Origin of the sequence: Brevibacillus centrosporus (assembly GCF_046622605.1) — a bacterium.
Taxonomy (GTDB): domain Bacteria; phylum Bacillota; class Bacilli; order Brevibacillales; family Brevibacillaceae; genus Brevibacillus; species Brevibacillus centrosporus.
In genome coordinates, this window is the sequence record NZ_CP176856.1 from 1,200,346 (window position 1) to 1,214,693 (window position 14,348).

A 14,348-nucleotide genomic window follows, 5' to 3' on the forward strand; every position below is an offset into this window, starting at 1 on the left:
GGGAGGAAAGACGATGCTAAACGAAAAAACCATTCAAATAATCAAATCGACTGTACCTGTACTTGAGGTGCATGGGACAGCGATCACGAAACGTTTTTATGAAAGAATGTTTACGCAGCATCCCGAGCTGCTTCATATTTTCAATCACGCAAACCAAAAGCAAGGTCGTCAACAGACAGCACTGGCGAATGCCGTTTACGCTGCAGCCGTCCACATCGACAATCTGGCGGAAATCCTGCCTGTCGTCAAACAGATCGGACACAAGCACCGCAGTCTGGGAATCAAGCCTGAGCATTATCCGATTGTCGGGGAAAACCTGTTGGCTGCGATCAAGGAAGTGCTGGGAGATGCGGCGACAGATGAAATCCTGGGGGCTTGGGCAGAGGCGTACGGCGTGATCGCAGATGCTTTCATCGGCATAGAATCAGAAATGTACGAGCAATCCCGCGAGCAAGTCGGGGGCTGGGCAGATTTCCGTCCGTTCATCGTGGAGAAAAAGGTACAGGAGAGCGATGTCATCACGTCTTTTTATCTGGTACCGCAGGATGGGCAGGCGCTGGCTACCTTTGAGCCGGGTCAATACATCAGCGTGAAGCTGGAGATTCCAGGAGAGCGCTACACGCATATTCGCCAGTACAGCTTGTCGGATGCACCAGGGAGACCGTACTACCGGATCTCGGTCAAGCGCGAAGAGGCGAATGCTGAAAAGCCGGCGGGAATCGTATCGACCTACCTGCATGAGGGAATCAGAGAAGGGGATGTGCTGCAGCTGTCCGCACCAGCAGGCGATTTTACGCTGGAGCAATCGGAGGCGCCAGTCGTTCTCATCAGCGGAGGAGTAGGCTTGACACCGATGTTTTCGATGCTGGCTTCCTTGGCAGAAAAGCAGCAGCGTCCAGTGACGTTTATCCACGCGGCGCAAAATGGTCAAAAGCATGCTTTGCGCGCAGAGGTCGAGCGTTTGGCGAAAGACAATCCGCAAATTTCCGCCTACTGGTGCTATTCCGAGCCGACTGAGCAAGATCGGGAGTCGGAGGCGTTTCATAAGGAAGGGTATTTGGATGCGGAGTGGCTGGAGCAGGTTGCTCCTGAGAAAGATGCCAGCTACTACTTCTGTGGTCCTGTACCGTTCATGAGTGCGGTCAAGAAGGCACTCACCGAACGGGGGATTTCCGCAGACCGTATGCACTACGAGTTTTTCGGCCCTGCCGCAAGCTTGTAAACAAATCGAATCAGAACCACTTGGGATCGAGCTCGTCTATTCGCGAGCTCGATTTGTTTGTGCGCGCAGCAATCGATTGACTGTTTCACGGCGCAGGCCGATGAGCTGACCGATTTCATCCTGGGTCAGCACGTCTGTGAGCGAGGAGACAGACACAAACGTTTGAAACCACTGCTGAAGCTTGCGCAGCCTTTCTGCTGGAGAGACTTCGGACAGCTGATCGATGCGCTGCTGCATCATCCTCAGCTTGGACTGCAGCAGCAGGGCAATGTCACGGCATTTTACATGGTCGCCCTCAAGCTCCCGATACCAGCTGGGCGCATCGAGTACTTCAATCTCACAGCTGACCAGAGCAACCGCCGTACCGTAATACGGGTTCGGACTGATAAGCGAGTGATGGGGGATGATTTCGCCAGGCACGATGATGTTGACCAAGGTAATGGCCCCGTCAGCATGCAAGCGATTGATTTTCAGCATCCCGCTTTTGAGATGGTAGAGAGAACCAGATTCGCCTTGGCGAAAAAGGGTCTCACCTTTGTGCAAAATCATTGCGTTCACCTCGTTCGTGCTGGAAAAATGATGCTTTTGTTATTTTAGCACATCGCAGGGGGGAAACTGGGCTAAAACACTACTTTGACAACGCGGGTGGGGCGCCCTCTTTCGCTGATGACATGCCGGCCGACTTCCACGATATAGCCGCATTGCTCGAGCTTGACGATGATTCTGTTCGCCGTTCTGACACTTACGCCAATTTCTTTTGCAAGCTCGATGGAAGTGAAATTCCGTTTGTTTTTTTGTTTGACCAAGCAATCGATTTTGAAAACCGTGTTGACACTCAGTCCCGAGGTCTCTGCAATTTGTTCCAGCTGGGAATCAAAGATGTTCGGCTTTCGGTTGTTTGTCTCGTTTGGTTCGATCGGACCAAACATATCATCGGGGCTATAGACGACATACGCTCTGTTTCCTCCCTCTATTTTGGCTTGGTGCATACCCACTACTGCGTTTGCCTTCGCAATCTTGGCAGTATCCCCGTAGCCGATCCCGATGCTGAGTACATGTGCCGTGTTGGTGTAGACGCTGGTCAGAATATCGAGCCGCGCAAAGTTTTCTGTCGTGATTTCCAGATTGGAGCTGTTGCACATCAGGATATATTCCATGTTGCTGAGGGTAATCAGGGCACCGTCGATCTTTTGGGCAAAGATGGCAATGGTCTCCGCGATTTTGTTTAGGTCCAGTACCTCCTGCAGTACCGTGTGATGGAAGACGTAAAAATTATCCCGGGGGCTGACGGAGATACTGACACAGGCGATGTTGTTTTCGTTCAGCTTTAAGCTTATGGCTCAGAAGAATGCGGCGTATTTCGTAGATGTAGGTTTCTGCACTGGGGGCAATCAGCACGCAGGGGATATTTTTTTCCGTGAGGTATTTGCTGACCTGACGGATATTGGTTGTGCATACATCACTAAGTCCGCTTTGCACATTTTTGATATGCTCTTCCTGCGCTCTTTGGACAAAATGGCTGGAATTCGTATCGATGGGAACGATCTGCGGACTGACGCTCTCCGTAGGGATGCCGAGGGAATGGTACGCACGAATAATGGAAGCATAGTCAAGCGTATCCACACTGACGCGCGTGATATCAGCGCCGAAATGAAAGGAAGCCCGCAGGAGGCTATGGATAAAGTTTGACGTATCGATGTCGGCGTAGCGCACGGTTACATTGTGCTCGATTCTGCTGGATAAAAGCTTGTAGGGCTCTTTTCTCGTGTACAGAATGCCGTTGCACTGATTGATGATTTTTTTCAACTCCGCTACGGCGTGTTCTACATCCTCGTCATCATTGCATTCAATTTTAAACACATCCATGTTCGTAAACTTGTGTTTGACGATTTCCTCGATTTCTTCCACAGACGAAGCGTGTCCAATGACAGCCAGCTTGAAGTTCATACCGAATCCCCCGGAGTCGTATTTAAAGTTATATTTATATACAGTCAATTTAAAGTCAATATACGGTCACAGTCATATCGAAATATAATCGGGCTAGCAGATAGATTCAACGGAAAGAGAGTGTGAATTTTTTGAATTTTATTTCGGGTGATCAGGTTAACGAAATTCTGGACATGCAAACCTGCATTCAGCTGATGCGCGAGACCTTGTCGGCATTGTCGAGAGGGGAAGCGATCCAGGTATTGAGAACAGCGATGAGGCTGGAGGGAAGAAATGTTCTAGGGGTCATGCCTTCTGCCTTATTAGCGAAGAACGTTGTCGGGACGAAGGTGATTACGATTGTGCCGGACAACGCATACAAGGGATTGCCGTCCCATCAAGGAGTCGTTGTAGTCTTTGAAGCCGAAACGGGCTCGCTAAAAGCGATCGTGGAGGGGGAGACGGTTACTGCCATTCGGACAGCAGCTGTAAGTGCCGTTGCAACAGATGTCCTCTCTCGAAAGGACGCAAATTCGCTAGCCATACTCGGAACGGGGGTGCAGGCGAGGATGCATCTGGAGGCGATCCGGCTGGTACGAAAGATCGATCAGGTGTATGTATGGGATCGAAGGCCGGAGTCCGCTGTGAAGTACTCGGAAGAAATGAGCGAAAAGTTTGACATTTCCGTCGTGCCATGTGCGACTGCAGAGGAAGCGGTAAAGCATGCGGATATCATTTGTACGGTGACTGCCGCCAAGGAGCCTGTGCTTTTCGGACGGCATGTACAGAAGGGGGCGCATATCAACGCGGTAGGTTCCTGCACTCCCGACTGCCGGGAGCTCGATACGGAGTTAGTCAAAGCCAGCAAGCTGTACACAGATCGTATGGAATCAGCGAACCACGAAGCAGGCGACTATCTCATTCCATTAAGGGAGGGCGCTATTGACGAGACACATCTATTGGGAGAGGTCGGTGATGTTCTCATAGGAAAGATTCCGGGCAGACAAGATGGGGAGGAGATCACCGTTTTTGAAGCGCTCGGTCTGGCAGTCGAGGACTTGGCTGCTGCGGATTTTGTGATCAATCAGGCTGCACAACGGGAAATGTCGCGATAATTTCGGTTAAACATGGAGGTTGAAGAAGGGATGAAAGAGCTGTACAGCTTCGGTTTGACCGAGGAGCAGGAGAAAAGAGCGAGGGAGCTTCACTACGGAAACATCGTAATCGACATGCTTTTCCAAGGCCCGATCGGCACGTACTCACTAGGGGAGGAAATCGAGCAGGAGACCGAACGCTTAGCGCTGGAAAGACATCCGGACAGCTTGTCGGAAAGAGTCCATTTTGCAGGAGATGTCATCAGAAGATGGTACGTGGACGGCAAGCTCGCGGACTTGTACAAGGAGTGCTGGTACGAGAGCGGGCTTACGGCTGGAAACAGACAGCTGAACGTATCGGATAAAGCTTCGCTGTACTCTTCGGCCATCGACTTGCAGGAGGAATTTGATAAAAAGCCTTGGCTGATCAAGGTCAAGCAGGCAGCTGATATCGAGTATGCGCACCAGCATCAGCTGAAGGCGGGCATTGTCACCTGTCAGGAGACACTTGGCTTTGAGAAAGACTTGAAGCTGCTGGAACAGATGTATCACTTCGGGCTTAGAGTCGTCCAGCTGACCTACAACAATCATAACTACGTCGGAGCAGGATGCATGGAGGAAAACAATGCGGGCCTTTCCACTTTTGGGAAAAAGTTTGTGGCGAAATTAAACGAGCTTGGCATCGTGGTGGATACCGGACATTGCGGCAAGCAGACGACACTGGATGCATGCAAATACTCGACAAAGCCTGTCATTGCCTCGCATACGGCAGCAGAGCAGGTGTATTTCCACTCACGGGCAAAATCCGATGAGGAGATCCGCGCCATTGCCGAAACCAACGGGGTGGTCGGAATTTTCGCGATGCCATGGTTTATCGCTGAGAATCCGGAAGATACCACAATCGAGCACTTCCTCGATCATATCGACTATGTGGTAAACCTCGCAGGTGTGGACCATGTAGGCATTGGAACGGACTGGCCGATGCCCCAGACAAAATGGATGGCGATCGCTTTTAAAAAGCTGTTTGCCCCCAAAATGGGCTTTGCACCGGGAGACGGGCCTTCCACCGAAATCGTCAAAGGACTTACCGACTACCGTTCCTTCCTCAATATCACGAGAGGGCTTATGGCAAGGGGCTACAAGGATGAAGAGATCGTCAAAATCATCGGTGGCAACTGGATGAGAGTCTTTAAAGAAGTGTGGAGCTAGCCTGATAGAAAGCAAATCAATTTAGATAATGGGGGATCCGGCAATGAAAAGAAAACTCTCACTCATCATGCTCATCGCCATCGTGATGACTTCCCTGCTCAGCGCCTGCTCACAGAGCGCTTCACAGGGAGGCGCGGCTGAGAACAACGCAACGGCTGCACCTAAATCGGATATTTCCGTCGTGCTTACGAAAATAGGGAACAATCTGGACCCTGCGGAAGCGAATTCGTTGGACACGTCCACGATCATGTATCACGTCTACGACACCTTTATCAAGTTTGACAACGACTTCAACATTCTTCCCGGCGTGGCAACGGCATGGAGCCAGCCCGACAGCACGACCATTGAATTCACGATTGGGGAAGGCTACAAATTTCACAACGGCGACCCGATGACGATAGATGACGTGGTTTACTCGGTGGAAAGGCTTGCGAAGGTGCCGAAAAAGGCTTCCTTCATGAGTATGATCAAAAGCGTAGAAGGCTCGGGAAACAAAGTAACTGTAAAGCTGACAGAGCCGAACAGCGGCGCGATCCGAAACTTCGGTGACGTGGTCATCGTCAGCAAAAAATACTTGCAGGAAGCAGGCGATAAGTACGCCAACGCTCCGATTGGTACGGGACCCTACACGGTAGCGGAATATGTTCCGGGGAGCAAAGTGGTCCTGAAGGCTTGGGCTGACTATCCGTTTGAGAAGGCGAGCATTCAAACGATCACCTTCAAGGCGATTGAAGAAGCTTCTGCGAAATACATCGCGGTCGAGACCGGAGATGCATACTTTGCCGGGATCGCAGCCCGCGACCAGGATCGGGCGCAGGGCAACGATAAGCTCACCTTCTTTGAGGGGCCGAGCACCTTCACCGGCTTCGTAGCGATGAATACGACAGCTGCTCCCTTTGATAACGTAAATATCCGCAGAGCGATGGCGTATGCCTACAACAACGAGGGCATCAGCGCGATTACGCCAGGGAAGACGATCATTGACAGCATGGTGCCAAAAATGTTCAGCACCTACTACTCTTCTCCGAATCTTCCGAAGTACGACCTGCAGAAAGCGAAGGAGCTTCTGGAGAAGGAAGGCTATGGTGCGGGCAAGCCATTGCAATTTACCGCATGGACCTATCAAGGAAACGATCCGGAGCTGGAGGCGTTCCAGGCAGAGCTGAAAACGATCGGTGTGGAAATGGACATTCAGAATCTGGAGTTTGGTGTCTTCCTGGAGAAAATGGCGAATAAGGAGTATCAGCTACTCGTGGGCGGCTGGAGCGACACGACCGGAAATACGCTGAGCTCGCTGGAAAGCTACTGGTCGGGAAGCTTTGGCCAGATGAATATTACCTTCTATACCAATCCAAAAGTCGAGGAGCTGTACGCGGTAGCGAAGAAAGCGACCTCCGAGGCAGAGCTGAAAGAGGCGGCAAAGGAAATTCAGGACATCGCAGCACAGGACGTACCGATGATTCCGACGGCTACCAAAATGAGCTATTATGCCATGAACAAAAACCTGGAGGGTGTCGAAATCCGCACAAGCGGACTGATCTCCTTCCGAGGAGCCAAAATAAAATAAAGCTTTGATAGGCGCGGGGAGGCAAAGGAAACGTTTAGCCTCCCTTGTCCGAATTTTTCCTTGTTTTCTAGCGGCAGCAGAGAGGAGGCCAACGTGTGAGCAGATATATTCTCAAAAGACTGCTTCAGATGATACCGATCGTGATCGGCGTTTCCGTCATTGTTTTTCTACTGCTTTCCCTCAGTCCAGGGGATCCTGCCAAAATGATTCTCGGTCTAAACGCCAAGGAAGAGGAATTGGCGCTGATGAGGGAGCAGCTCGGACTGAATGATCCGATTCCTTTGCAGTACTTTCATTACATGAAAAATGTCCTCATCGGAGATTTCGGGACTTCATACTCTACGAAGCAGAGTGTCATCGAGATGATTGCGGTTCGACTCCCTCCGACGCTCATCCTTTCCTTTGGATCGCTGCTGACCATATTGATTGTGGCGATTCCCCTTGGCATTGCTTTGGCGGTCAAGCAGAACTCTCCTTTCGACAACATCATGAGGGTGGTCAGCTTGTTTTTTGCGGCGATGCCAGGATTTTGGATCGGCATTTTGATGATTATCCTGTTTTCCGTGAAGCTCGGTTGGCTTCCGGCAAACGGCTTTGATAAACCGTCCGCGATGATCATGCCGATTATTTGTTCCTCGATTGCGGGATGGGCAGTAAATTCGAGGATTACGAGAGCCTCGATGCTGGACGTCATCCGCCAAGATTACATTCGGACGGCGCGTGCAAAGGGGCTGAAAGAGAGCGTGGTCATCCGAAAGCATGCCTTGAAAAACGCCTTGCTCCCGACCATTACCTCTGTGGGGATGGCTGTAGGGGGATGCTTTGGTGGATCTGTCATTATGGAAATGCTGTTTGGCATCAACGGCATGGGAAAAATGATGATCGATGCTTTGCGGCAAAAGGATATACCGACCATCATGGCGGGAGTGATTATCACGTCTGTCATCATCGCTGTTGCGAACCTTCTGACAGATCTGGCTTACTCCTATGTCGATCCTAGAATCCGATCGATGTACGCAAGACGCAGGACGATCAGAAAAGAGGTGGCGGGAAATGGCTCAAATTAATACGACCCTGCCGACTGCCAAGCAAAGGCAAAAGCATCTGAAAAAAAGAAGCTTATGGGCCGATGCCTGGCTGCGACTGAGAAAAAACAAATCGGCAGTCGTGGGGATGATTATGCTTGCCACCATCTTACTTGTCGTGTATACCTCTCCTCTGTATCTCGATTATGACAATGACGTGGTCAAACCAAATTTGTCCCAGACGCTGAAGTTTCCGGCTGAGGGCAAGCTGCTGGGGGCGGATGAGCTGGGGAGAGATGTTCTTGCCCGGATTCTTTGGGGAGGCAGAATCTCGATTACAATCGGCATTATGGCGATGCTCCTCAGCAGCATCATCGGCTGTACCCTTGGTGCTTTATCAGGCTATTACGGCGGAAAAACAGATGGGATTATCATGCGTTCGCTTGACGTATTCATGGCGATTCCCAGCTTGCTCTTGATGATCACGCTGGTCAGTGTCATGAAGCCCACGCTTACGAATCTCATCATTGCCCTCGCAGTTGGAAGCGTGCCTTCCGTTTCTCGCATGGTACGAGCCCAAGTGCTGTACATCAAAGGCCAAGAGTTTATTGAAGCCATACGCGCGCAAGGCGCAAGCGATTTTCGCATCATTGTTATGCATATTTTACCAAATGCAATCAGCCCTCTGATCTCCCAGTTTGTGATGGAGATAGCCGGGTTAATTTTGGCGATCAGCGGCCTTAGCTTCATCGGTCTGGGCGTACAGCCGCCCGATCCTGAGTGGGGTGCGATGCTATCCAGCGGCAGGGAGCATATTCGAGACGTTTGGCATGTGACCGCATTTCCGGGGCTTGCCCTGGTGTTGACTGTCGTCTCGTTGACGCTGGTAGGAGATGGACTGCGAGACGCACTGGACCCGCGCATGAAAAGGTAGGAGGCCTCTATGCAAAAGACATTACTGGATGTGAAGGACCTTACAATCAAATTCCGGACAGATGACGGCGTGGTAGAGGCGGTCAATAAGGTGAGCCTGTCTGTCCAGGAAGGGGAGACGCTTGGGATTGTCGGGGAAACCGGAGCTGGCAAAACGACGACAGCGCTTGGCATCATGGGGCTGGTAGACAGCCCGCCCGGAAAAATCGAAGGTGGGAGTATCCTGCTGGAAGACACGGACCTATTGAAGCTGGGGGAAGAGGCGGTCCGCAAGCTTCGCGGCAAGGAAATCTCGATGATTTTTCAAGATCCGATGACGTCTTTGAATCCGGTGTTTACCGTCGTTGAGCAGATCGCCGAAGTTATTGTCAACCACCAGCAGCTAGGAGAAAAAGAAGCGGAGCAAAAGGCGATCGAGATGCTGGAGCTGGTCCGAATTCCTGCGGAAAGGGCCTACGAGTACCCGCACCAATTTTCCGGAGGGATGAAGCAGCGGGTCGTGATCGCCATCGCTCTCGCTTGTAACCCGCGGTTGTTGATTGCAGATGAGCCGACGACAGCATTGGACGTTACCATTCAGGCGCAGGTGCTCGAACTGATGAAGGATTTAAAAACGAAGTCCAAAACCTCCATGATCATGATCACCCATGACCTTGGTGTCGTATCCGAGATTTGCGACAAGGTTGCCATCATGTATGCGGGAGAGATCGTCGAGAGTGGCTCGCTGGAGGATATTTTTGAAAATCCGCTGCATCCGTATACGAACGGGCTGTTTGGCTCCATTCCGGATATCGATAAAGAAGTGGAGTTTCTTTCACCGATCGAGGGACTCGTCCCAGACCCCTCCGATTTGCCCGCTGGCTGCAAGTTTCACCCCAGATGCAAGTATGCGCAGCATCTTTGCCGTGTAGAGGATCCCTCCTTTCGGGAATGCAGCCCCGGCCATTTTACGAAGTGCTTTGTTCACGAGGGGAAGCTCTCGGTGAAAGAGGTGAAGAAGTATGAGTAATTCCTATATTGAAGTCAAAAATTTGAAAAAGTATTTTCAAACCCCCGCGGGAAATCTGCATGCGGTGGACGGCCTGGATTTTTCGATTGCGAAGGGAACAACGATCGGTGTCGTAGGGGAGAGTGGCTGTGGGAAAAGCACAACGGGCCGATTGATGACCATGCTGCTCGAACCGACAGAAGGGGAAATCCTCTTCAATGGCACAGACGTCACCAAGCTCAGCCACAAAGGGATGGCGGAGTACCGGAAAAAGATTCAGATCATTTTTCAGGACCCGTTTTCTTCCCTCAACCCGCGAAAGACGGTCTTTCATTCCATTGTAGAGCCTTTGGATATACACAGGGTGTATCGCGACAAAGCGGACAAGGAAAATAGGGTGTACGAGCTGATGGAGCTCGTTGGCCTGTCTGAGCGGTTTGTGAATTCCTATCCGCATGAGCTCGATGGAGGGCGCAGACAACGCATCGGGATCGCCCGCGCACTTGCGCTCAGCCCTGAGTTTATTGTTTGTGACGAGCCGGTATCCGCGCTGGACGTATCCATCCAGGCGCAGATTCTCAATTTGCTGAAAAGGCTGCAGCTGCAGTTCGGATATACGTACATGTTCATTACGCATGACTTGTCCGTCGTCAAGCATTTCACGGAGGAGATCATGGTCATGTACCTGGGACAGGTGGTTGAAAAAGCGCCCGTAAAACAGCTTTTCGCCAATCCTAGACATCCTTACACCAGGGCGCTGCTCTCCGCGATCCCAGTACCCAACCTGAAAAAGAAGAAGGAGAGAATCCTGCTGCAGGGGGAAATCACGTCTCCGATCAATCCCAAAAACGAATGCCGGTTTGCGGCAAGGTGCAGCTTTGCCACCGATGAATGCCGCAGCTCGACACCTGAAATTACCGATCTGGGCGGCGGACATACCGTTCGATGCTTCCGAGTCCATGAACTAGAGGAGATGAGACTATGAACCACTACTTGCTGGACAGAAGATTTGATATCTATTTTTCGGGCGTTTACAACGGCAATATCACCTTCAAAGAGACCTATGTGGAGCTCTGCGATGTGGATCGAAAAACGAGAGCCCAGCTTAAGCGTGAGCCTTTTGACAAGAACAAGAAAAATACCCTGATCGACTATCCACTCATACATAGCAAGCTTGCCGCCTATGCCGATTGCAAGTGGGAGGGGGAAAAGGTGACGCTCGCAGATGGCAGTATTTACAGCAAATACTTGACGGCTACGGGCATAGTCGACGGCAAGGAGGTCACCTCGCAGCTCTGGGCGCAGCGCAAATCCACAGGTGTGCTCGACATCGTGACGGTAGATGGGGAAATCGTGGCTTTCTCCAATCCAGGACGGGTTTCTTCGGAAATCGCGGTCGTGCCGGGCTATGAAAAGCTGACCCCCCTCGTAAAATTTGACGATCCTCTGCTGTCAAAGGCAGAGTACGGCATCAACCATCTGGGGAATCTCTTTGTTCCGACGAGAGACGGCTTGAATCTCGCGACGGAGGTGTTTTTGCCAGAGGGAATCAAGCCGGGCGAAAAAGTGCCAGCCATCGTCGTCAGAACCTGCTATGGAAAGCCAAGGGATATCCTGCGCTGCTGGCACTGGACGGCAAGAGGCTATGCGTTTGTCATTCAGGATGTGCGCGGACGCTCGGACTCCGATGGAGAGCTGGAGCCTTTCCAGCACGAAAGAGAGGATGCCGACGACCTGTTCAACTGGATCGTGCAGCAAGAATGGAGTGACGGCAGCATCGGGATGTGGGGAGCCAGCTATCTGGGCTATACGACAACAGCAGCAGCCACCAGCGGCAATCCTCATTTGAAAACGGCCATCAGTGAAGTAAATGTAGGCTCCCCTTTTACGGATACGGCGAGACGCGGTGGAACGATTTGCTCGTGGCCCCTGCTTTGCTGGACGCTCGGTCAGTCGATGAGCAACCGGATTGATTTTGGGGTATTTGCCGGGGAAACGATCAACGTGGAGGAAGCTGTGCGACACAGACCCATCACGGAAATCCCTGAAAAAATCATCGGGAAAAAGTCGGGGCCATGGGATCTGTGGCGCGAGCATTATTATTACGATGAGTTCTGGTGGCATTCCGACAATACAGCGCACAGTCATCAAATCAAAATTCCGATGCTGATCATGTCGGGCTGGTACGATGGGGACGCACTGGGAGTCCAGGAGACATGGCGATTCCTGACGAAGCATGATGTCCCCGGCAGACGGATCATCCTGGGGCCGTGGCCGCACAACCTGAACGCTTTTCGGGACTGCGACGATCTGGAGTTCGGGGACAATGCGGTAGACTATGACTTTGACACGAGAATCATCCGCTGGTTTGACCGCTATCTGAAAGGGATCCAAAACGGAGAGGATCAAAAGCCGCGCGCCGCGTATTACGTAGTGGGAGAAAATCAGTGGCGGGAATCGGAGGAATGGAATCCTCGTGAAAGCAAGCTGGTGAACCTCTATCTCGCAAGCAATGGGCATGCCAATTCCATGTTTGGAGACGGCAGGATCGTCCTGCAGCCAGAAAAAGAAACCGGTTCAGATACGTATATTTATGATCCAGAGCAGCCCATCGGTGATCGCGGCCATGTGAGACCGTATCATTGCAACCCTATCCAGCTGCGAAGTGATTGCTTGGTCTACGATACAGAGACCCTTTCCACTGATGTCGCCATGGCGGGGAATGTGTACGCCGAGTTCTACGCTTCCTCAAGCGCCGTCGATACGGACTTTATCGTTCGCGTGTCCGATGTGGATGAGAGGGGAATCGCCAGAAAAATTTCGGACAATGTCATCCGGGCTGAATTTCGGAAGGGCTATGACAAGCCGGAGCTTCTGGAGCCAGGCAAGGTAGAGAAGTACGAGATGGAGATGTACTTTAACGGCTATGTGTTCAAAAAAGGGCACAAGATCAGGATCGACATCACATCCAGCAACTACTACGAGTTTTTCCCGAACACCAATACAGGCATCAACCCATATGAAGATCCTGCGCCAGTGGTAGCGGTGAACACCATTTATCATGGGACAGAGTATCCTTCCCATGTGAAGCTTCCTGTACTGTACGGCTTGTAAGAAAAGCAAACGGCTGTAAATTCAACCCCTCGTTCTCGCCTGGAATGAGGGGAATTCGTTTGTCCGACAGTTTGAGGACGCTCGTCTCTTGCTTTCTCCTGCTACCCGTTTGCTATAATGATGGCATCAAAAAACTGCACTGGATAAGGGGTTCACGATGCTGATCACGATACTCACATGGATTGGTGCCATCATTGGCTTGTTGATTTTGGCATTGTTTGGCTATATCGGTTATCGCTACTGGTATCACATGGGAAGTCTGCCCAAGCCTGTCTACCGCGATTTGGAGCACAAGCCGATCCCAACGGAATGGTCAAAGGACGAAGTGACGTTTACCTGGATTGGACACTCGACGATCCTGTTTCATTTCTTTGGGACGAAAATCATCACAGATCCTGTGCTGGGCAAAAGGCTCGGTCTTCGCATCGCAGGGCTTCACTTTGGACCCACGCGGTTTACGCCGCCTGCTTTATCGGACGAAGAGATTGGGGAAGCCGACCTGATTTTGCTGTCCCACGCCCACATGGATCATGTGGATTTGCCCACCCTCCGTCAGTTGGCACGTCCGTCCACGCATCTCATTACTGCTGCGAATACAAGTCCGCTGCTGCAAGGCATGCCATACGGGTCGATCGAGGAAATGAAGCCGCATGAGACCAAGACTACAAAAGATGGCGTGAAAATTACCGCGATTCCGGTAAGGCACTGGGGCAACCGCTTCCCGTGGAATCACGACTACGGCTACCAAGGCTACGTCATCGAGAAAAATGGCGTGCGCATCCTCTATCCGGGAGATACCGCGTACATGTCCATGGAGCATCTGAAGCAGGAATTCGGCCCGATCGATCTGGTCTTCATGCCGATTGGCGCCTACAAGCCCGACTCGTATCAGGGAGCTCACTGCACACCCGAGCAAGCCTGGCAAATGTTCAAGCAGTCCGGCGGCAAATGGTTAGTCCCGATTCACTGGAATACTTTCGTTTTGTCGCAGGAGCCAGTAGAAGAGCCCATGGAGCGGCTGCTAGCTGCCGCCGGAGAGGAACGGCACCTGATTGTGATGGAGAAGCAAGGGCAGACCTATACATTGCCTTTAGAGGATCACAAATAGCAAAGCTTTGAAACCGACTGCTAGAGTCGGTTTTTTTATGGAAGCAGGGCAGAGCCAGAAGACGATTGGACGCGGGTTCCGGTTTTGGAATGGAGCCGAACAGGGATGCCCCCAGAGAAGTGTCCCTACTAACGGAGCGTTTTCTCTCTTTTCCTCCCCTCC

At 51.6% G+C, this 14,348-nt stretch carries 13 protein-coding genes; 10 read left to right on the forward strand and 3 right to left on the reverse strand.

The window, feature by feature from the left end:
• Positions 1-13 precede the first annotated feature (13 nt).
• Entirely contained in the window at positions 14-1,222 is a 1,209-nt protein-coding gene (hmpA, locus tag ACLIN2_RS06480) for an NO-inducible flavohemoprotein (protein ID WP_411503561.1), read from the forward strand.
• 36 nt (positions 1,223-1,258) lie between these two features.
• Here the strand turns inward: hmpA and ACLIN2_RS06485 are convergent, their stop codons facing one another.
• The 3 genes from ACLIN2_RS06485 to ACLIN2_RS06495 form a co-directional block, all read right to left on the reverse strand.
• Positions 1,259-1,771 carry a Crp/Fnr family transcriptional regulator gene (locus tag ACLIN2_RS06485; RefSeq protein WP_411503562.1) on the reverse strand — a complete coding sequence of 171 codons (513 nt, stop codon included), beginning with the start codon at positions 1,769-1,771 and terminating at the stop codon, positions 1,259-1,261.
• Between the two features lie 71 nt (positions 1,772-1,842).
• Positions 1,843-2,364, reverse strand: coding sequence for a helix-turn-helix domain-containing protein (locus ACLIN2_RS06490; RefSeq protein WP_411503563.1), 522 nt, complete (start codon positions 2,362-2,364; stop codon positions 1,843-1,845).
• Positions 2,365-2,494: 130 nt separating this feature from the next.
• A complete protein-coding gene (locus ACLIN2_RS06495) occupies positions 2,495-3,169 on the reverse strand; it encodes a hypothetical protein (RefSeq protein WP_411503564.1) in 675 nt (224 codons plus the stop codon).
• A 131-nt stretch (positions 3,170-3,300) separates the two neighbouring features.
• Between ACLIN2_RS06495 and ACLIN2_RS06500 the strand changes: the two genes are divergently transcribed.
• The 9 genes from ACLIN2_RS06500 (at position 3,301) to ACLIN2_RS06540 (ending at position 14,186) form a co-directional block, all read left to right on the forward strand.
• The gene (locus tag ACLIN2_RS06500; RefSeq protein WP_411503565.1) at positions 3,301-4,263 is read left to right on the forward strand and encodes an ornithine cyclodeaminase family protein; all 963 of its coding nucleotides are present in this window, start codon (positions 3,301-3,303) and stop codon (positions 4,261-4,263) included.
• A gap of 30 nt (positions 4,264-4,293) precedes the next feature.
• A complete protein-coding gene (locus tag ACLIN2_RS06505; protein ID WP_411503566.1) occupies positions 4,294-5,451 on the forward strand; it encodes a dipeptidase in 1,158 nt (385 codons plus the stop codon).
• A 43-nt stretch (positions 5,452-5,494) separates the two neighbouring features.
• Positions 5,495-7,018: an ABC transporter substrate-binding protein gene (locus ACLIN2_RS06510; protein ID WP_411503567.1), complete on the forward strand. Its 1,524-nt coding sequence runs from the start codon at positions 5,495-5,497 to the stop codon at positions 7,016-7,018.
• Positions 7,019-7,113: 95 nt separating this feature from the next.
• Positions 7,114-8,085, forward strand: a complete 972-nt coding sequence (locus ACLIN2_RS06515; protein ID WP_122924123.1) for an ABC transporter permease — start codon at positions 7,114-7,116, stop codon at positions 8,083-8,085.
• Positions 8,072-8,977 carry an ABC transporter permease gene (locus ACLIN2_RS06520; RefSeq protein ID WP_092266406.1) on the forward strand — a complete coding sequence of 302 codons (906 nt, stop codon included), beginning with the start codon at positions 8,072-8,074 and terminating at the stop codon, positions 8,975-8,977. The genes ACLIN2_RS06515 and ACLIN2_RS06520 overlap by 14 nt, the downstream gene beginning before the upstream one ends.
• Before the next feature lie 9 nt (positions 8,978-8,986).
• Positions 8,987-9,985, forward strand: a complete 999-nt coding sequence (locus tag ACLIN2_RS06525; protein WP_411503568.1) for an ABC transporter ATP-binding protein — start codon at positions 8,987-8,989, stop codon at positions 9,983-9,985.
• A complete protein-coding gene (locus tag ACLIN2_RS06530) occupies positions 9,978-10,949 on the forward strand; it encodes an ABC transporter ATP-binding protein (protein ID WP_411503569.1) in 972 nt (323 codons plus the stop codon). The genes ACLIN2_RS06525 and ACLIN2_RS06530 overlap by 8 nt, the downstream gene beginning before the upstream one ends.
• On the forward strand, positions 10,946-13,078 hold the full coding sequence (locus ACLIN2_RS06535; protein ID WP_411503570.1) for a CocE/NonD family hydrolase: 2,133 nt from the start codon (positions 10,946-10,948) through the stop codon (positions 13,076-13,078). Before ACLIN2_RS06530 ends, ACLIN2_RS06535 begins: the two co-directional genes overlap by 4 nt.
• 157 nt (positions 13,079-13,235) lie before the next feature.
• Positions 13,236-14,186: an MBL fold metallo-hydrolase gene (locus ACLIN2_RS06540; RefSeq protein WP_411503571.1), complete on the forward strand. Its 951-nt coding sequence runs from the start codon at positions 13,236-13,238 to the stop codon at positions 14,184-14,186.
• Positions 14,187-14,348 lie beyond the last annotated feature (162 nt).

Coding starts and splice junctions, on each gene's coding strand:
- ACLIN2_RS06540 (WP_411503571.1), top strand. CDS start 13,236: ATGCTGATCACGATACTCACATGGATTGGTGCCATCATTGGCTTGTTG.
- ACLIN2_RS06505 (WP_411503566.1), top strand. CDS start 4,294: ATGAAAGAGCTGTACAGCTTCGGTTTGACCGAGGAGCAGGAGAAAAGA.
- hmpA (WP_411503561.1), top strand. CDS start 14: ATGCTAAACGAAAAAACCATTCAAATAATCAAATCGACTGTACCTGTA.
- ACLIN2_RS06535 (WP_411503570.1), top strand. CDS start 10,946: ATGAACCACTACTTGCTGGACAGAAGATTTGATATCTATTTTTCGGGC.
- ACLIN2_RS06485 (WP_411503562.1), bottom strand. CDS start 1,771: ATGATTTTGCACAAAGGTGAGACCCTTTTTCGCCAAGGCGAATCTGGT.
- ACLIN2_RS06530 (WP_411503569.1), top strand. CDS start 9,978: ATGAGTAATTCCTATATTGAAGTCAAAAATTTGAAAAAGTATTTTCAA.
- ACLIN2_RS06510 (WP_411503567.1), top strand. CDS start 5,495: ATGAAAAGAAAACTCTCACTCATCATGCTCATCGCCATCGTGATGACT.
- ACLIN2_RS06520 (WP_092266406.1), top strand. CDS start 8,072: ATGGCTCAAATTAATACGACCCTGCCGACTGCCAAGCAAAGGCAAAAG.
- ACLIN2_RS06495 (WP_411503564.1), bottom strand. CDS start 3,169: ATGAACTTCAAGCTGGCTGTCATTGGACACGCTTCGTCTGTGGAAGAA.
- ACLIN2_RS06490 (WP_411503563.1), bottom strand. CDS start 2,364: ATGTGCAACAGCTCCAATCTGGAAATCACGACAGAAAACTTTGCGCGG.
- ACLIN2_RS06525 (WP_411503568.1), top strand. CDS start 8,987: ATGCAAAAGACATTACTGGATGTGAAGGACCTTACAATCAAATTCCGG.